The organism is Planktotalea sp. (assembly GCF_039984035.1).
In the GTDB taxonomy this organism is placed as follows: domain Bacteria; phylum Pseudomonadota; class Alphaproteobacteria; order Rhodobacterales; family Rhodobacteraceae; genus Planktotalea.
In genome coordinates this window covers 1-17,124 of the sequence record NZ_JBDWVM010000465.1, presented here as the reverse complement: position 1 = coordinate 17,124, position 17,124 = coordinate 1, and the positions used below count along the sequence as shown (strand labels likewise).

Genomic DNA, 17,124 nt, shown 5'->3' with positions numbered 1-17,124 from the left:
AGACCTATGACATCGACGGCGTCACGATGCATATGAACGCATGGCATCAGGATCAGGTGACAAAGCTGCCTGAGGGCGCGCAAACCATTGGTTCGAATAGTTTTTGCCAGAACGCAATGATCCACTACAAAGGCAAGGCGCTGACCATTCAACCGCACCCCGAATTTGAAAGTGTCGCGATTCAAGGCCTACTCGAAACCCGAGCGGGCAACGTCCCCGTTGATCTACAAGAGGCAGCGCATGCCGCGCTGCCCTTGGCAAATGACAATGCTGCGATGGGCAACCGCCTTGCGCATTTCCTCAAAACAAAGAGCCTCGCATGACCGATTGGAAAACCGCCCTCCCCGAAACGGCAGCGCAATATCTTGAAGGGCGCAAGCTGGACGAAGTGGAATGCATCATTTCCGATCTGCCTGGCATTGCGCGCGGCAAGGCAGTTCCCGCGAGCAAGTTTGCGAAGCAAAACCAATTCTTTTTGCCAGACTCGATCTTTTATCAAACCATCACTGGCGGCTGGGGCGAAGCTGCGGGCGATGAAGGGTTCATCGAAAAAGACATGACGCTGAAGCCTGACATGAGCACAGCAACTGCCGCGCCTTGGACGGCTGATTGGACCTTGCAGGTGATCCATGACGCCTATGATCGCAAAGATCAGCCCGTGATGTTCAGCCCGCGCAATGTGCTCAAACACGTCGTGCAGCAATATCGTGACCGTGGTTTGGAACCCGTTGTTGCGCCTGAGATGGAATTCTTCCTCGTTGCGCGCAACATCGATCCAGCCAAACCGATTGAGCCAATGATGGGCCGCTCAGGACGCCCTGCCGCCGCGCGTCAGGCCTATTCCATGACCGCAGTTGATGAATTCGGCCCTGTGATCGACGACATTTACGATTTTGCCGAAGCGCAAGGGTTTGAGATCGATGGGATCACCCAAGAAGGTGGCGCAGGCCAGCTAGAGATCAACCTGCAACATGGCGATCCTGTAAAGCTCGCCGACGAGGTTTTCTTCTTCAAACGTCTGATCCGCGAAGCGGCGCTGCGTCATGATTGTTTTGCTACGTTTATGGCAAAACCGATCGAAGCCGAACCAGGAAGCGCGATGCACATCCATCACTCGGTGCTGGATATCGAAACAGGGCAGAACATCTTCTCTGGTCCGCAAGGCGGTGAAACCGATGCGTTTTTCCACTATATTGCTGGACTGCAGAACCACTTGCCCTCCGCCATTGCCGTGCTTGCACCTTATGTGAACAGCTATCGCCGCTATGTGAAAGATCATGCAGCGCCGATCAATCTGGAGTGGGCGCGCGACAATCGAACAACCGGCATTCGTATTCCACTGTCTGGTCCCGAGGCACGGCGCGTTGAAAACCGTCTCGCTGGTATGGACTGCAATCCTTATCTCGGCATCGCTGCCTCGCTGGCCTGTGGACTACTTGGTTTGATCGATGAAGAACGCCCTGACAAACAATTCAAGGGCGATGCGTATGATGGAGAAGAAGACATCCCACGTACCCTTGGCGAAGCGCTCAACATCTTTGAAGAAGCGACGCCGTTGCACGACATTCTACACCCAGAATTCGCGCGCGTGTATGCCATTGTGAAACGCGCGGAGTATGAAGAATTCTTGCAAGTCATTTCCCCGTGGGAGCGTGAACATCTGTTGATGAACGTATGAACCTTCTGTTTTCCAACGATAAACGCGGGCAATATCCCGACAGTTGGTATGCGGCAACAGCGACGCCGCTCGCCCCATTCCCGCCCCTGCGCGGCGAAACACACGCAGATGTTTGCATCGTTGGTGGTGGATATACAGGCCTATCAGCCGCTCTGCATTTGGCGGAACATGGCTATGACGTTGCTCTTTTGGACGCACATCGTGTGGGTTTTGGCGCATCGGGGCGCAATGGTGGTCAGCTTGGGTCTGGGCAGCGCATGGATCAAGACGGGCTTGAGGATTTGATGGGGCGCGATGCCGCCCATGATTTATGGGCAATGGCCCAAGATGCAAAAGCGCTCGTCAAAGGGCTGATCGCAAAACATGAGATCGACTGTCATTTGAAGCCTGGCGTTGCAGAGTTCGGATTTGGCAAACACGACGTGCGCGAGCTGCAAGATTATGCACGCAAATTGCAAGATACCTATGGGTATGGCGATGCCGAGCCATTAGACGAAGACGCCGCGCAAAGCTATTGCGTATCGCCAGCCTACAAGGGTGGCTTTATCGACAAAGATGCCGCGCATTTGCACCCATTGTCCCTCGCGCTTGGATTGGCAAAAGCAGCGGCAAACGCTGGAGCGCGTATTTTTGAGATGAGCCATGTGCATCATATCAAAGAGGGTGCGAAGGCGATTGTTCAGACGGATAAAGGACGTATCATTGCGGATCATGTTATCCTTGCTGGCAACGGATACCTTGGCAATTTGAACCGGAAAGTCGCTGCACGCGTGATGCCCATAAACAACTTTATCGCCGCAACAGAACCTTTGGGTGATGCAACGCGCGCAATTTTACCCCAAGACGTGGCCGTTGCTGACACAAAGTTCGTCGTGAATTATTTCCGCCTCAGCCATGATAATCGCCTGCTGTTTGGCGGGGGCGAGAGCTATGGCTATCGCTTCCCCAAAGATATCGCCGCAAAGGTGCGCAAACCTATGAGCGAGATTTTTCCCGCTCTGAAAGATGTGAAAATTGACTATGCTTGGGGCGGCACTTTAGGGATCACTATGAAACGCATGCCTTATCTGGCACGCGTTGCACCCAATATTCTGTCGGCCTCTGGGTATTCAGGCCATGGCGTTGGCAATGCGGTGCAGGCAGGAAAACTGATGGCCGATGCTATTCACGGCCAAGATGCAGGTTTCAACACAATGGCAGCAGTTCCTACGCCAAGTTTTCCGGGATCAGGTGCATTGCGAACGCCTTTATTGGCCCTCGCCATGAGCTGGTATGCCATGCGGGATCGAATGGGCGTGTGACACTGAGTGTCATCATCCCGTTTCTTATTGCTGTTTAACTCTCGGCTAACGCTTGGTAAAATGCGCGTTAAATAAGAGGGCAAGACTATGAAGACCGTTCCCAATGTATATGAGGCCGAAGCCATCCCTGCAGCTGCGCGCGCCGCGATTGAAGAGCTGCTGCAAACGGGCGATTTGTTCCGATATACCGCCTCCAAGGATGCGCCGGTCACATTGCTCGAAAGCGAGTTCGCTGACATGCTGGGAAGCACATATGCACTGGCTGTGTCCAGCTGCTCTGCCGCTTTGTTCTTGTCCCTCAAGGCCTTGGACCTACCACGCGATGCGAAGGTTCTCATTCCAGCCTTCACCTTTGCGGCGGTTCCATCGTCCGTTGTGCATGCAGATTGCATTCCAGTTCTGTGTGAGGTCGGTGAAAACTACCGCATTGATATGGCTGATTTCGAAGCCAAACTCGACGACAATATCAGCGCTGTGATCATCAGCCATATGCGTGGACATACCTCAGATATGGATGCGATCTTGTCGCTCTGCAACGCGCGCAACATCCCGGTGATCGAAGATGCCGCGCATTCGCTTGGCACGACTTGGAATGGTAAGAACATTGGTACGCTCGGTCGTATCGGCTGTTTCTCCTTCCAGTCCTACAAGCTGCTGAATGGCGGCGAAGGTGGGATCATGGTGACCGATGACGCCGATCTGGTTGCCCGCGCCGTGATCATGTCGGGTGCGTACGAGCATAACTGGAACAAACACGCGGTTCTGAAAGATCCGTTTGAAAAATGGCAAAACCAACTGCCGCTCTATAATTTGCGTATGAGCAATCTTTCAGCAGCCGTCATTCGCCCACAGCTTGGTGAAATCACGCGCCGCGTGGCCGATGGTCGTCGCAACCACGACCACATCGCCGCCAAACTGAATGCGATCGATTGGTTCGATGTACCAAGCAAGCTGGCACCAGAAGAACGTGCGCCTGACTCTTTCCAATTCAATCTAGTTGGGATGGACGAAGAGACTGTCGCGCGCTTTACCAAAGCCTGCTCCGATCTTGGGATGCCCGTACAAATCTTTGGCCAAAGCAAAGACAATGCGCGTGCATATTGGAATTGGCAGTTTATCAAAGATGTTCCTGAACTGCCGCAGACGCGCGCCATGCTGATGCGCGCGTGCGATGTTCGCCTGCCTGCGCGCCTAACATTGGATGAGGTGGATCAGATCGGCAATATTCTGATCGAAGCAACGAAGGGGCTCTAGGCCCCTTAAGTCCTATTTACCTAGCTTTGACAGTTTTTCATGAAGCTCAGCCAACTGCATTTTGATCGCATCCAGATCTTCTTGCGGCTCACTTGCAGGTGCGGCAGGCGGTTCTTCTGGCGCTGGTGTCGTACCGGCCCATGCGCCGCCAGTCATTGCCTTAAAAAACGCTTCTTGTTGCGCGCGGAACGCTTCCATACCCGGCACTTGGCCGATTGGGCTGGCTTTTGTCACGCTTTCCATCACTTTGCTCTGACTGTCGCGCAGCATATCGAAAGACATCGCCAAGAATTGCGGAACGACGCTGTTGGCTTGGCTCGTGTAGCTGCGCACAAGATCGGTCAAAACGGACACAGGCAAAACGCTTTCACCTTTGCTTTCACGTTCGGCAACGATTTGCAGCAAATATTGACGGGTCAGATCATCGCCCGATTTCAGGTCTACGATTTTGACGTCCCGTCCTTCGCTGATGAAACCCGAAATATCTTCAAGCGTCACGTAGTCGCTCGTTTCCGTGTTATAGAGCCTCCGGCTCGCATAACGTTTGATCAGCAGCGGTGTTTTCGCGTCGGTCACGTAGGCTCCCTCCTAGCATGCAGCAGTGCAGAAAAAAGACTAAGCGAGTGCAGCGAAAATGGAAACCAAAAAGAAAGGGCCTGATCTTTCGATCAAGCCCCGCATTTGGCACCAGTCTGGGAGGAAGAGGTGCAAATGTTCTTTTCTTTAAGCGTCGCTTATTTAGCAGCCGCTTTTTTAACAGCCGCAGTTGCTTCTGTTGTCGCTTTTTTAACAACGGCTTGAGCTTCTTCAGAAGCGTCTTTGCCAGCTGCCATCATCAACTCAACTGTGTCCATTTGAACTTTTTTCGCGATTTCAGCGAAGGAAGCAACGTTTTCAGCAGCTGCTTCTGCAGATGCAGACGCCATGTCTGTCATTGCTTTTGCGTAATCTGCTGGCTCTTTTTTTACTTTTGCGAAGTCAGCGAATTTTGCGAGTGTGTCTTTTGCCCAAGCTGAAGAAAGCTCAGCGGACTTTTCAGCGGCTTCAACGGAAACTGCAGCCAGTTTTTCGTTCAAAGTTGCTGTTGTTTTGAAAGCGTCGTCCAGAGCTTTTGTGTCTACTGGAAATGCGCCCATCATGTCTTTCATGATCGCGGAAAAATCTTGTGTCTTAGCCATGATACCAAATCCTTTTGGGCGCTGGGAGGAGCTTGCCCGTTTCTACTTCAGTAAGGACTTTATATATGCGGCATCGCAGCATATCAAGCTCTTTTTGCCGCATTGCAGCAATGTAATTTTTATATTTTAATTCAACGGCTTGCGGACATTGCCACGTAAGCTCCGGGCGCATCGCACAACCCAGAGCGAGTAGAATCATCAAGCTGCAGCGCAGCAATTTGCTTTCCGGAGCGCTTTTTCAACCATGATTCCCAACGTGGCCACCAAGAGCCTTCGGTAAACTCAGCACCCTCGAACCAGTCTTCGGGGCTTAGCTTGATATCTTTGTTGGTATAATGTCCGTATTTGTTCTTGCTTGGAGAATTCACGATACCCGCGATATGCCCCGATTGCGTAACAATGAAGGTTTTCGATTTGCTGCCCATTTGCTGCACGCCGCGATAACAACTTTTCCAAGCTGCAATGTGATCGGTTTCACATGCAATCGAGCAAACAGGCACATCCACGTCTTTTAGATTGAGCGTTTCGCCCATCAATTCGAACCCACCATCGGCAAATTCATTTGATTGGCAAAGCCCACGTAAATACTGCATCGCCATTTTACCCGGCAGATTTGCGCCATCGCCATTCCAATAGAGCAAATCAAACGCTGGCGGTGCCTCGCCCATCATGTAGCTTTTGATCGCAGGCGTGTAGATCAGATCATTCGAGCGCAAAAAGCTGAAAGTACGTCCCATGATAAAGGATCGTAGATACCCTTGTGCTTTCACCTCTTCCTCAATCCCATCGATGAAATCGTTTTGAAGGAAGGGTGTAAATTCGCCCTGAACGGAGAAATCTGTCAGTGTGGTAAAGAAGGTTGCGGATTTAATACTTTTATCACCACGTTTTTTCAGCAGTGACAGCGTCAGGCTCAGCGTCGTTCCCGCGATACAATAGCCAATGCAATTCACTTGCTTTTGACCGGTGATTTCTTTGACCTCGCGGATCGCGGTGAGATAGCCATCCTCGATGTAATCTTCCATGCCAACGTCGGAATAGCTGGCATCGGGATTGATCCATGACACGACGAACAAGGTATAGCCTTGCTCCGTGATCCATTTGATCAAGCTGTTCTGCTTCTTCAGGTCGAGAATGTAGTATTTGTTGATCCAAGGCGGGAACATGATGATTGGCGTCTCATGCACGGTTTCCGTCGCCGGTGCATACTGGATCAGTTCCATCATCTTGTTGCGGTAGATCACGCGACCAGGTGTTGTCGCGATATTCACCCCCAGCTCAAACGCCTTTTCATCGGCGAGCTTCACAATCAGCTCACCATTGTTGGCCTCAAGATCGGATACAAGGTTTTCCAACCCATCTAGCAGGCTTTGGCCGTCGGTTTCTACCGCGCGCTCGAGAGCATCAGGGTTGGTGCCCAAGAAATTGGTTGGTGCCATCATATCGATGATTTGCTGCGAGAAATATTTGAGGCGCGTCTTTTCGACCTCATCCATACCCTCGACGCTTTCAACAGCTGTGGTGATTGCCTCTGCATTAATAAGATATTGCTGTTTCACGAAATTGAAATACGGGTTGGTTTCCCAAAGCGCATTCTTAAAACGACGATCGTTGGTAAATTCATCTTTCGGCGCTTCCAGCTTGCCTTTGGACAAGGCTTGCTGTGCTTCAACATAGTGTTTCACCGATTTACCCCAATAAGAGGCTTGGTGTTCAAAGACCTTGGCAGGGTTATTCAGCATCTCCTGCCAATAAGAGGTGATAGCGTCTGAAAAGAGCTCTTGATTCGGACCGTTTAATGTTGGGTTTGCCGGATTAGTACCCGACATCGCTTTAACCAAACGTTCTGACAAGGCTTCGATTTTTTCCAAATTAGCGGTCATCTGAGGTGTGGTAGACCCCGAAACATCGTCATTTGTTGTCATTTCGAATTTTCTCGACTATCTTCGCTGCTATGCAGCATTTTGCTGTATACGACCATCGTCGCATTTATTCTCGGGCAAAGCGACGATTTATATCGCTCCAAACGAATGATATCAGGCAAGGACGCAGTGATGAAATACATGGCCACCTACGACATGATGGAAACGATGCGAAACACCAACCAATGGTTGGGTGCGACGGCGAAATCGATGGCTGCCTTCCCTGTTTTTGCCACTATACCAAATCCTGCGCTGCAATGGCTGGGGGCTTGGGGTGAAGTGACGGAACGTTCTTTTGAACGCATGGTGGCGAAACCTGATTGGGGCCTCGACAGCTTTACCTGCGAAGATGGTCGCGATCACCTGATCAAAGTCGAAACAGTGGTTGAGCGCCCTTTTGGTGATCTCATTCATTTCGATGTTCAAGGCCGCGAAACGATGAAACGTCGCATCCTTTTGGTTGCGCCGATGTCAGGTCACTATGCGACGCTTTTGCGCTCGACTGTAAAGTCGCTCATCAGCGATGCCGAGGTTTACGTGACCGACTGGCACAACGCACGCGACATTCCGGTATCCGAAGGCAAGTTCGACATCGAAGATTACACGCTCTACCTTGTTGATTTTATGCGTGAACTTGGCCCTGACACGCATGTGATCGCCGTATGCCAACCCGCGCCTTTGACCCTTGCTGCAACCGCATATTTGGCAGAACAAGACCCTAGCGCGCAGCCCAAATCCCTGACTTTGATTGGCGGCCCAATCGATCCAAGCGCGAGCCCAACAGACGTCACCGATTTCGGCCACAGCGTCACGATGGGTCACTTGGAAGAAACCGCAATTCAGCGCGTTGGCTTCAAATATAAAGGTGTCGGTCGCAAAGTTTACCCGGGCCTGTTGCAGCTTACCTCATTCATGTCGATGAATGCAGAGCGTCACATGACAGCTTTCAACGATCAAATCATGCGCGCCTCAAAAGGCGAAAGCTCGGATCACGATCAGCACAACCGTTTCTACGACGAATATTTGGCCGTGATGGACATGCCAGCGGAATTCTACCTTTCAACCGTTGAGCGCATTTTCAAAGAGGGCGAGATCGCCAAGAATGAGTTTGTCGTGGCGGGTCAGAAGGTCGATATTGGCAAAATCACAACCGTTGCAGTCAAAACTGTTGAGGGTGCAAACGATGATATTTCTGCACCTGGCCAGTGTGTCGCTGCCTTAAATTTGTGCACTGGCTTGCCAGATTCCAAGAAAGCGAACCACTTGGAGCCCGGAGCAGGGCACTATGGCATCTTCGCGGGCAAAAGCTGGCGCAACAATATCCGCCCCTTGGTTCTGGAATTCATCGACGCCAACAGTGCTGCACCTGCAAAGGCGAAGCCTGCAGCAAAGAAAACCACCGGCAAAAAGGCCGCCGCCAAGTAAAACGGCGCGGCGTGAGAATTTGGGCAGCTCCATTCATTTGGAGCTGCTTTTTTTATGCAAGAATTTCGTCGATCATGGCCTGCGTGCCGCGGCTGAATTCAAGCGGGCATGCATAGTCTTCACCTTGAAGCGCCTTTTGGAAGGCTTCGACCTGAAGCACATATTGGTTCACGCCCGGCCAAGCGAAACTTTCCGTCAGGCCTGACGCATGGATTAGATCCAATCGCGCCTCTGCAAAGCTGATGGGATTGAACGGCGCGCTTAATCGGGCCACCCCGTTACTCCCGTGAAATTCCATATATTGCCAACGAGCCATGCGCATGGAGGTGAGCGCGGCGAATTCAAAACCGTCAAATTCCGCTAAAATGCGCGTTGTGACGTCGACGCCCATTTCACGCTGAATGCTCTTGTGCAGAATGGAAGTCGGCTCTTGTCCAGTCACAAACCGAACTGCCCCATAGGGGTACACGCCAATGTCCGGTACGCTGCCGCCACCACGCTCGGCCTGATGGCGAATGTTGCTCGTATCCGCGTGATTGTCATAGGTGAAAACGCCATCGACGCGGCGCAATTCGCCTAACACACCGCTTTGATAAAGTTCACGCATCTTCACCCATTGCGGATGATGTGTGATCATAAAGGCTTCTGCCGCGAAAACGCCCGTCGCATCGCGCGCAGCAATCAATTTATCCATCTCTGCAACGCTCAAACTTGCGGGCTTTTCGACCAAGACAGGCTTGCCAGCCTCAAGGGCTTTGATCGCCCATGGCGTATGCAAATCATTGGGGAGCGGAACATAGATCGCGTCTATATCTGGGTCCGCGAGCATTGCGTCATAGTTTTCATGCACACGCAATTGCGCATTGAGAGACTTGAAGGGGTCTGCCTTTTTCGGATCGCGCGTCGCGACAGCGGCCAATTCAGCGCCCGTCGCCAACGCAATTGCGGGCCCCATATGCTGGCGCGCAAATTTTGACGCCCCCAGAATGCCCCAGCGTGTCATCGTCATAAAAAAGCCTCCTCTCAATATATGAGAGGAGGCTATCACTCGTTCAAAACAGCTGAAAGCTTAAGCGGACACAAGCATGCCTTTTTCGCTCGCCATCTCGCGCATGCGCTCTTGCAGTTTTTCAAAGGCCCGCACTTCGATCTGGCGGATGCGCTCGCGGCTGACGTTGTATTGGCCACTCAGCTCTTCAAGCGTCACAGGCTTATCGGACAAACGACGCTGAACAAGAATGTCCTTTTCACGATCGTTCAGCACATCCATGGCCTCATTCAGAAGCTCTCGACGCGCTTCAAGCTCGTCGCGCGCCTCATAATCGCCCGCTTGATCGGCATCTTCATCCTCAAGCCAATCCTGCCATTGCATCGTGCCTTCGCCCTCTGATCCAACAGTGGCGTTCAGCGATGCATCGCCGCCAGACATACGGCGGTTCATGGAGATGACTTCGGTTTCGGTCACACCGAGATCATGGGCAATACGCGCCACGTTCTCAGGGCGCATGTCACCCTCTTCCAATGCACCAATGCGCGATTTCGCCTTGCGCAGGTTAAAGAACAACTTCTTTTGCGCGGACGTTGTACCAAGCTTCACCATGGACCAGCTTCGCAGGATATATTCCTGAATAGCCGCGCGGATCCACCACATCGCATAAGTGCTGAGGCGGAAGCCCTTTTCAGGGTCAAAGCGTTTCACCGCCTGCATCAGACCAACGTTGGCTTCGGACACGACTTCAGCCTGCGGGAGGCCATAGCCACGGTAGCCCATCGCGATTTTCGCCGCGAGGCGTAGGTGAGATGTCACCATCTTATGCGCAGCTGCGGTGTCTTGCTTTTCGACCCAGCTTTTTGCGAGCATGTATTCTTCTTCCGGCTCAAGCATAGGAAATTTGCGGATTTCCTGCATGTAGCGGTTTAAACCACCTTCCGGCGTTGGTGCGGGTAGATTTGCGTAATTGGCCATGTCCCTGCCCCTCTATGTTTACTTCGTTAACATTCAGTTAAGTACGGTGACGTAGGGTTTCAAGACCCCACAGTCGAAAGTTGTGTTGAAATAAATTTGGGCGCTTTACCGACCGATTACCAGCTACGTTACTGCGCGCTCACGCGGACGTGCTGTGCACCGATTAAGACCGTAAATCTTGTAACAATTGGGCCATATCTTCAGGCAATTCCGCCTCAAACCGCAACATTTCACCGCTGACGGGATGCTCAAACCCTAGCAACGCAGCGTGTAAGGCTTGGCGATTGAAGTTTTTTGCCGCCTCTAAACCAACCTCAGAAAGAGCTTTAGCCGGCAACTTTCGACGCCCGCCATATGTGGGATCACCCAAAAGCCCATGCCCAGCATGCGCCATATGAACACGAATTTGATGTGTACGCCCCGTTTCCAAACGACATTCGACCAGCCCGAGACACGCTGGATCACCAAAGCGCTCCAACAGTTTCGCACGTGTCACAGCATGACGACCATTCTCGAAAAGCACCGCTTGGCGTTGGCGGTCATGCTTATGACGGGCCAATTGCGTCGTTAATTTCAGCACACCACCCGTTTCAAAGCTCACACCTCGAATGCCGCGAATACGCGGGTCAGACACCTCTGGCACACCATTGGTCACTGCAAGATAGGCGCGCTCAGCCGTGTGAGCCGCGAATTGTTCCGCAAGCCCATGGTGCGCGGCATCGGATTTCGCAACAACGAGTAAGCCGCTCGTATCTTTATCAATTCGGTGCACGATGCCGGGGCGTTTGGAGCCGCCGACACCAGAAAGTTTGCCCTCAAAATGGTGCAAAAGCGCATTTACCAAAGTGCCTGAGGGCGTCCCCGGTGCAGGATGCACGACCATGCCAGCAGGTTTGTTCACCACGATTAGATCATCGTCCTCAAAAATTACATCGAGCGGGATGTCTTCGGGCAGAATATGGCTTTCGCTGGCTTCTTCGACCGTAATCTCAACCTGTGCGCCCTCTTGCACTTTAGCCTTCGGATCGCTTTGGACGACGCCATCAATGACGACAGCGCCCGCTTCTAACAATTTGGCAATGCGGGTACGCGAAAGCGAGGCGCTCTCTGGCACATCGCGTGAAAGCGCTTTATCAAGACGTGGCGGCGGATTTTCCTGTACCGCGAAGGTAATAATGGACGCGCTCATGCTGCCCCCCGAAGAAGAAATTGAAGAACCCACACAATTGCGATTCCTGCGCCGTCTGGTGACTGTGCTGACAGCGGTAATGATTGGCGGCGTTGTACTGATCATCGCCCTGCTTGTCATCCGTTTGAATGATAAACCTGCGCTTCTGCCTGAAATGGTCGTTTTACCGACGGGCGTTGAAGCCAAAGCAGTAACCATGGGCGAAACTTGGTATGCGGTTGTAACAACTGGGGATGAGATTTTGATTTTTGATCGATTGAGCGGCAAGCTGAGCCAACGCATTCAGATCGAAAGCGCGGATCAGTAATATCCCCCAAGGCGACAGCAAGCCGTTAACCAATTCATGACTTGTTCATTGATTTACCGCGAATTAATCGCAAATATGAACATATCCTTAAGGCTTGCGGCAGAAGTCGCGGCTGAACCTCATATGGCCTTCCAAAGGGCCTATGAGGTTTTTTTGTATCGCAACCGCATGACGATTTCGAAATATGCGTCAGTTAGACGATGCAAAAATGTAGGAGAAGGATGGTACCGCCTCCCCGGCTTGAACGGGGGACCCCTGGTTCCACAAACCAGTGCTCTAACCAACTGAGCTAAGGCGGCACACACGGGGCAAATAGCTTTTGGTTCAAGCGATTGCAAGACCCTTTTCGAGTTCTAACGCACGATTTTAGAATGTTTTTCAGCGATGTATTTTCGCTAATCCACCGCAGCAATCCTTGAAGTGCGAACGCATGTTTCAGCAATCGCAGTCCCTTACCTCTTGAACAGCAAAGGCTTTTTGAGTAGCTCAAGTGGGCAACTTTGAAGGGATGCATCCATGGGAATCGACACAGAACGCGATATCGAAGCGAACCTGCAAATCGGTCCGACCGACGCGGGCATGGTTCGTATCTTTGTTGAAGGCAACGGCATTGAAATCCCGATGGATTTTGACCCTGAAGAAGCGGAAGAAATCGCAGAAGAAATTCGCTCTGCTGCAGCGCGTGCCCGCGCTATCCCGCAAAAATAATCAGACCCAGAGCTTTTTTCGCGGATCGCGCAGCGCTTGCAATCGGCGCGCTGCATGGGTTGCGAATTTGTGGGTAATCACTTTGCGCCGCGCTGCTGCTAATTTTGTTTCGGGTCCCATTCGCATGATTTCCGCGTCATAGGCGTCTGCAAGGATGAGACCCGTGTCATCAGGCAAGAGTTCAACAGGGAAATCTTCGTCAACGGCCCAGAAATAGCGGTCACACCATTCAAGATAACCTTCCCATTTCTTGTCAGATTGAAAATCAGCCTTGCTCGATTTGCATTCGATCACCCAAAGTTCGCCCTTTGGTCCCAAAGCGAGCACATCAACGCGCAAACCACGCGTTGGCACAAATTCCTCAATGCTAACAAAGCCATGGGTTGCCATATGACGGCAAACGCCACGCGCCAAAAGCTGTCCAGGCATCATCGGGGTATCTGTTAACTGTTCCATACGAAACAATATGAACAAAGTGTGAACAAAATCAAGTCTCGCATTTCGCCGCCCCCCCTTGCCGCGCGCCCTTGCGCGCACTAGATAAAGCGGTGGCGGTTTCTGCCCTTCTTGTTTGTCGGTAGCATTCCAGTGGCCTTAAGCATTTCCTAGGGAGCTGGCTCTGTTTGGACCCTGGTCCACTTACCTGGCGCCCACCTGTACATACAGGTCCTCGGGAATCAAAACCAGAACGGTTGCGTGCGGTTCCGCCACTTTTACCCCCTGACGGAAAGACAATCCCTAGGGTTTATGAGCGCGTAGGCTTTATCAAGAAATGCCTTCACCGCCCGAACACGCATGAGTTCGAGCGGCAAAGAGCAGCTTCTCAATCAATCTAACAAATTCAACTACCGCAAATCGCATTCGGCTTTCGTGCTCAGCACTGGCGCAGGCGATGTTGTCAGAGCAAATTGATTAACTTCATCTTGCGTCATGTAGTGCATGCCATTTGCTGGCGCCGCGTTAAGCGTGTGCCAGTAAAAGGCTTCTGGAATGCCAATATCGATGAAGTACTTCAGATACATCGCATGGCGCTTATCGCTTCTGGGGATATCTTTCCCCTCAACTCCATCACCAGACCAGCTGTGAATCCCGACGCAGGCGCCCGGTTCTAGCTCACGCTTATTCCCTGCAAGGAACATGTCCACACCACCAGATGCAATTAGACCATCTGCGGGTACGCGCATGTCATATCCAGCCTTATGGATTTTTACGCCAAGAACCACATTGGCCTCGTCATCCGCTGATCCTGGAATGTTTGACAGCACTATTGTTTTCGCGTTTGGGTTATTTTTCTGCGCCTTGGCGAAGGTTCCAAGTGCCGTTGCATCCAACGTGCCTTTGGCAATCAGCTCTGCGCCATCGGGTTCTAATGTGAGAACCGGATCTTCCAGCTCGAAAGCACTGGCTTGAGTGATCTTGAAGTTGACACCTCGACCAAATCCTCCCCCGTTTCGACACCCCGAACAATACTGAAGGGAAAAGTAAAACGCACGTCCGGGCCATTCTAGGCTTTCTTCGTCGTCTGGAGGCGGCAAATGGTCATTTGGGAACACATTCACTGAACTGTCCAAAGCAACAAAAAAGCCGCCAAGCAACTTCAGGGAGTTCCGAGCTGGGCCACGCATGCCGTCGTCTGGGTTTTCCTTGAGACGTGCTGCAGTATAGCTTTTTAGCGTTAAACTGTCATTTGTCGTACCACCATCGGTGACGGACATTGTTCCCCCTGCTTCCTTTTCAAAAGTGAAGTAAGGATTGTAATCTTTGTCGAATATTTGAAACGTCTTTATCGCACCTTTCGGGAAAGTCCCGACCGTCTCAGATTCGTTGGTGTCCACGGCATCGGTGTCATAGGTTAAGATCATCATGCCCTTTTGCCCGAGGGAAAAGGCGTTGCCGAGGGCGCTGTTTACAAAGTCAATCTCGCCCACAGCTTCGATACGGACCAGTTCTGCCGAGGCAGGTTGTGCCAGCACCATTGTAGATGTCACGAACAAAAGCGCTTTTGCGAAACGGGCAGTACTCTTTGAAATAGCAACATTGGCGCCCAATGCGCCTTTGGATAGCTTGGTCATTCAAAATGCTCCTTGCTGGAAAGATCGACCCCCTAATAATTGGGCCATCACCAGCAGCGTGGAGACAATGCAGCGCTCAATCAAGTATTATTCACACGAATAAGCTGATCACTAATGCTCCTGCGCACTCTATAAGTGAGGTCACGCGTTAAGGTTTTTCGTAAGTATGATCAGAACTGATCTGGGCGCGCCTCGCGTGCCACGTGATCCAAAACCGCGTTCACAAAGCGCGGTTCTTTTCCTTCAGGGAAAAACGCACCAGCGATTTCTACGTACTCTTTGATGACTACTTTCGGCGGCGTATCCGCGTCGACCAATTCTGCGCCAGCAGCGCGGAACAAGCCACGCAAAGTCGGATCAATCCGACCAATAGGCCATTTCGCGACCAAGGCGCGATCCGTCATCTGATCGATCTTCGCTTGATGGTTCACAGCATCGCGCACAAGCTTTTGGAACAGATCCGTGTCGCCCTCAACAAATTCCATGTCCTCATACACCGCCCCAAAACGATGGTTCAGGAATTCAACGATGACTTTATCTGTTGTCTGACCAGAAATTTCCATCTGATACAGCGCCTGCACGGCGTAAAAGCGCGCAGCAGATTTCATCTTACGTTTGGCATTACCTGAAAGCGGCGTATCGGTCGTCATGCGAGGTCTTTTCCTTTAGCGAAGCCAGCGATTTGATATTCATCGTCCGTCGGTTTGAACCCGACCCCTTTACGCTGGCCGCCCCACTTACGAGCGAGCGCAATAAGATGCAAGGCCGCAGCAGCCGCGCCGCCGCCTTTGTTTTGGTCTTTAGGATCAGCGCGCACCTCTGCTTGCGTGCGATTTTCAACAGTTAAGATGCCGTTACCGATACAAAGCCCTTGCAAACCAAGGAGCTGCAGCGCGCGCGAGCTGTCATTGCACACAGTATCGTAATGCGTCGTTTCACCGCGAATAACGCAGCCCAAAGCGACATAGCCATCAAAGTTACTCAGACGTTCAGCAATGCCAACCGCTGTCGGGATTTCCAAAGCGCCCGGAACCTCGGTGATTTCGTATGTCCCACCAACAGCTTCGATTTCCGCGATGGCGCCTGCGACCATGTTGTCGGCAATATCCTTGTAATAGGGCGACACAACGATCAGCAGTTTGACGGAGCGATCAAACTCCGCACGCGGCAGAATGTAGTGCTGTTCATGTCCGGCCATTATCCAAGCTCCGAGATTTTGCGTGTTCCAACGATTTCAAGACCATATGCCTCGAGGCCGACGACTTTAGGCGTCGGCGAATTCGTCAAGAGTTCCAGCTTTGACAGCCCAAGTGAGCTAAGGATTTGCGCGCCAAGACCATACTGGCGCAGCGTTTGTGGTGATGCACCATCATCGTCAGGATCAAGCTTCATCGCAGTATCACGCAAGAGCACAACGACGCCGCGCCCCTCGTCCGCAACAAGGCGCATCGCATCACCAAATTCAGACGCGCGCCCATTGGGGCCAGCGCCGATCATATCCAGCATAGGGTTCATTGTGTGCATCCGCGTAAGCACCGGAGTATCCCCAGAAATGTCACCTTTGATCATCACGATATGTTCCGCACCTTGGGTTTCATCCGCATAGATGCGCATAGCCCAGTCGCCACCAAACTCGGAAGTGATCGTTTCCTCAGCCCGCACTTTCACAAGGTTGTCGTGACGACGGCGATAAGCGATCAAATCAGAGATCGTGCCAATCTTCAGCCCGTGTTTTTCCGCGAAAGGGATCAATTCGGGCAAACGCGACATGGAGCCATCGTCATTCATAATCTCGCAAATAACGCCCGATGCGTTCAAACCTGCAAGGCGTGAGACATCGACCGCTGCCTCAGTATGACCTGCACGCACGAGAACGCCGCCATCACGCGCTTTGAGCGGGAAGACATGCCCCGGCGTTGCAATGTCAGCCGCGCCTTTGCCCGCATCAATCGCGACAGCAACGGTGCGCGCGCGATCATGGGCTGAAATTCCTGTGGTCACGCCTTCGCGTGCTTCGATAGAAATGGTAAAGGCCGTTTCATGGCGTGATGAGTTGTTGGTGCTCATCAATTCAAGCCCAAGCGCGTCGATCCGCTCCCCCGGCAATGCGAGACAAATCAAACC

The 17,124-nt window shown here is 52.1% G+C and carries 17 protein-coding genes, 1 tRNA gene and 1 pseudogene; 7 read left to right on the top strand and 12 right to left on the bottom strand.

Annotated elements, in window-relative coordinates:
- From ABJQ89_RS20690 to ABJQ89_RS20675, 4 genes and pseudogenes are all read left to right on the top strand, one after another.
- Window positions 1-323, top strand: a pseudogene (locus ABJQ89_RS20690) (type 1 glutamine amidotransferase); the annotation flags it as partial.
- A complete protein-coding gene (locus ABJQ89_RS20685; RefSeq protein WP_348498044.1) occupies window positions 320-1,678 on the top strand; it encodes a glutamine synthetase family protein in 1,359 nt (452 codons plus the stop codon). The pseudogene ABJQ89_RS20690 and the gene ABJQ89_RS20685, both read left to right, overlap by 4 nt.
- Complete coding sequence (locus ABJQ89_RS20680; protein WP_348498043.1) at window positions 1,675-2,979, top strand: FAD-binding oxidoreductase; 1,305 nt, start codon at window positions 1,675-1,677, stop codon at window positions 2,977-2,979. The genes ABJQ89_RS20685 and ABJQ89_RS20680 overlap by 4 nt, the downstream gene beginning before the upstream one ends.
- 87 nt (window positions 2,980-3,066) lie before the next feature.
- Window positions 3,067-4,233 carry an aminotransferase class I/II-fold pyridoxal phosphate-dependent enzyme gene (locus ABJQ89_RS20675; RefSeq protein WP_348498042.1) on the top strand — a complete coding sequence of 389 codons (1,167 nt, stop codon included), beginning with the start codon at window positions 3,067-3,069 and terminating at the stop codon, window positions 4,231-4,233.
- A gap of 12 nt (window positions 4,234-4,245) precedes the next feature.
- Here ABJQ89_RS20675 and phaR read toward each other — a convergent pair whose 3' ends face one another.
- The 3 genes from phaR to phaC all read right to left on the bottom strand — a co-directional run bounded on the left by phaR (window position 4,246) and on the right by phaC (window position 7,336).
- On the bottom strand, window positions 4,246-4,809 hold the full coding sequence (gene phaR, locus ABJQ89_RS20670; protein ID WP_348498041.1) for a polyhydroxyalkanoate synthesis repressor PhaR: 564 nt from the start codon (window positions 4,807-4,809) through the stop codon (window positions 4,246-4,248).
- Between the two features lie 158 nt (window positions 4,810-4,967).
- Window positions 4,968-5,411, bottom strand: a complete 444-nt coding sequence (locus tag ABJQ89_RS20665) for a phasin, PhaP (RefSeq protein WP_348498040.1) — start codon at window positions 5,409-5,411, stop codon at window positions 4,968-4,970.
- Between the two features lie 131 nt (window positions 5,412-5,542).
- On the bottom strand, window positions 5,543-7,336 hold the full coding sequence (phaC, locus tag ABJQ89_RS20660; protein WP_348498039.1) for a class I poly(R)-hydroxyalkanoic acid synthase: 1,794 nt from the start codon (window positions 7,334-7,336) through the stop codon (window positions 5,543-5,545).
- 129 nt (window positions 7,337-7,465) lie between these two features.
- Here phaC and phaZ point away from each other — a divergent pair, with 129 nt between their 5' ends.
- Window positions 7,466-8,758, top strand: a complete 1,293-nt coding sequence (gene phaZ / locus ABJQ89_RS20655) for a polyhydroxyalkanoate depolymerase (RefSeq protein WP_348498038.1) — start codon at window positions 7,466-7,468, stop codon at window positions 8,756-8,758.
- A gap of 52 nt (window positions 8,759-8,810) precedes the next feature.
- On the opposite strand, the gene ABJQ89_RS20650 is transcribed toward phaZ, so the two are convergent.
- The 3 genes from ABJQ89_RS20650 to ABJQ89_RS20640 form a co-directional block, all read right to left on the bottom strand.
- Entirely contained in the window at window positions 8,811-9,767 is a 957-nt protein-coding gene (locus ABJQ89_RS20650; protein WP_348498037.1) for a Gfo/Idh/MocA family oxidoreductase, read from the bottom strand.
- Window positions 9,768-9,827: 60 nt separating this feature from the next.
- Window positions 9,828-10,724, bottom strand: coding sequence for an RNA polymerase sigma factor RpoH (rpoH, locus tag ABJQ89_RS20645; protein ID WP_348498036.1), 897 nt, complete (start codon window positions 10,722-10,724; stop codon window positions 9,828-9,830).
- A gap of 163 nt (window positions 10,725-10,887) precedes the next feature.
- Window positions 10,888-11,913 carry an RluA family pseudouridine synthase gene (locus tag ABJQ89_RS20640; protein ID WP_348498035.1) on the bottom strand — a complete coding sequence of 342 codons (1,026 nt, stop codon included), beginning with the start codon at window positions 11,911-11,913 and terminating at the stop codon, window positions 10,888-10,890.
- Between ABJQ89_RS20640 and ABJQ89_RS20635 the strand changes: the two genes are divergently transcribed.
- On the top strand, window positions 11,900-12,220 hold the full coding sequence (locus ABJQ89_RS20635; protein ID WP_348498034.1) for a DUF6476 family protein: 321 nt from the start codon (window positions 11,900-11,902) through the stop codon (window positions 12,218-12,220). The genes ABJQ89_RS20640 and ABJQ89_RS20635 overlap by 14 nt on opposite strands.
- A gap of 222 nt (window positions 12,221-12,442) precedes the next feature.
- Here the strand turns inward: ABJQ89_RS20635 and ABJQ89_RS20630 are convergent.
- Window positions 12,443-12,519 (bottom strand) — tRNA-His (locus ABJQ89_RS20630).
- 217 nt (window positions 12,520-12,736) lie between these two features.
- On the opposite strand from ABJQ89_RS20630, the gene ABJQ89_RS20625 reads away from it, so the two are divergent.
- Window positions 12,737-12,928, top strand: a complete 192-nt coding sequence (locus ABJQ89_RS20625; protein ID WP_348498033.1) for a DUF6324 family protein — start codon at window positions 12,737-12,739, stop codon at window positions 12,926-12,928.
- Here ABJQ89_RS20625 and ABJQ89_RS20620 read toward each other — a convergent pair whose 3' ends face one another.
- The 5 genes from ABJQ89_RS20620 to ABJQ89_RS20600 all read right to left on the bottom strand — a co-directional run.
- Window positions 12,929-13,384 carry an MmcB family DNA repair protein gene (locus tag ABJQ89_RS20620; RefSeq protein ID WP_348498032.1) on the bottom strand — a complete coding sequence of 152 codons (456 nt, stop codon included), beginning with the start codon at window positions 13,382-13,384 and terminating at the stop codon, window positions 12,929-12,931.
- 389 nt (window positions 13,385-13,773) lie between these two features.
- On the bottom strand, window positions 13,774-15,000 hold the full coding sequence (locus ABJQ89_RS20615) for a hypothetical protein (RefSeq protein ID WP_348498031.1): 1,227 nt from the start codon (window positions 14,998-15,000) through the stop codon (window positions 13,774-13,776).
- A gap of 170 nt (window positions 15,001-15,170) precedes the next feature.
- Entirely contained in the window at window positions 15,171-15,650 is a 480-nt protein-coding gene (gene nusB / locus ABJQ89_RS20610) for a transcription antitermination factor NusB (protein WP_348498030.1), read from the bottom strand.
- The gene (locus ABJQ89_RS20605) at window positions 15,647-16,198 is read right to left on the bottom strand and encodes a 6,7-dimethyl-8-ribityllumazine synthase (protein ID WP_348498029.1); all 552 of its coding nucleotides are present in this window, start codon (window positions 16,196-16,198) and stop codon (window positions 15,647-15,649) included. Before ABJQ89_RS20605 ends, nusB begins: the two co-directional genes overlap by 4 nt.
- The coding region (locus ABJQ89_RS20600; protein ID WP_348498028.1) for a 3,4-dihydroxy-2-butanone-4-phosphate synthase at window positions 16,198-17,124 on the bottom strand (927 nt) is incomplete at its 5' end. The genes ABJQ89_RS20600 and ABJQ89_RS20605, both read right to left, overlap by 1 nt.

Coding starts and splice junctions, on each gene's coding strand:
- ABJQ89_RS20685 (WP_348498044.1), top strand. CDS start 320: ATGACCGATTGGAAAACCGCCCTCCCCGAAACGGCAGCGCAATATCTT.
- ABJQ89_RS20680 (WP_348498043.1), top strand. CDS start 1,675: ATGAACCTTCTGTTTTCCAACGATAAACGCGGGCAATATCCCGACAGT.
- ABJQ89_RS20675 (WP_348498042.1), top strand. CDS start 3,067: ATGAAGACCGTTCCCAATGTATATGAGGCCGAAGCCATCCCTGCAGCT.
- ABJQ89_RS20665 (WP_348498040.1), bottom strand. CDS start 5,411: ATGGCTAAGACACAAGATTTTTCCGCGATCATGAAAGACATGATGGGC.
- phaC (WP_348498039.1), bottom strand. CDS start 7,336: ATGACAACAAATGACGATGTTTCGGGGTCTACCACACCTCAGATGACC.
- phaZ (WP_348498038.1), top strand. CDS start 7,466: ATGAAATACATGGCCACCTACGACATGATGGAAACGATGCGAAACACC.
- ABJQ89_RS20650 (WP_348498037.1), bottom strand. CDS start 9,767: ATGACGATGACACGCTGGGGCATTCTGGGGGCGTCAAAATTTGCGCGC.
- rpoH (WP_348498036.1), bottom strand. CDS start 10,724: ATGGCCAATTACGCAAATCTACCCGCACCAACGCCGGAAGGTGGTTTA.
- ABJQ89_RS20635 (WP_348498034.1), top strand. CDS start 11,900: ATGGACGCGCTCATGCTGCCCCCCGAAGAAGAAATTGAAGAACCCACA.
- ABJQ89_RS20640 (WP_348498035.1), bottom strand. CDS start 11,913: ATGAGCGCGTCCATTATTACCTTCGCGGTACAGGAAAATCCGCCGCCA.
- ABJQ89_RS20625 (WP_348498033.1), top strand. CDS start 12,737: ATGGGAATCGACACAGAACGCGATATCGAAGCGAACCTGCAAATCGGT.
- ABJQ89_RS20620 (WP_348498032.1), bottom strand. CDS start 13,384: ATGGAACAGTTAACAGATACCCCGATGATGCCTGGACAGCTTTTGGCG.
- ABJQ89_RS20615 (WP_348498031.1), bottom strand. CDS start 15,000: ATGACCAAGCTATCCAAAGGCGCATTGGGCGCCAATGTTGCTATTTCA.
- nusB (WP_348498030.1), bottom strand. CDS start 15,650: ATGACGACCGATACGCCGCTTTCAGGTAATGCCAAACGTAAGATGAAA.
- ABJQ89_RS20605 (WP_348498029.1), bottom strand. CDS start 16,198: ATGGCCGGACATGAACAGCACTACATTCTGCCGCGTGCGGAGTTTGAT.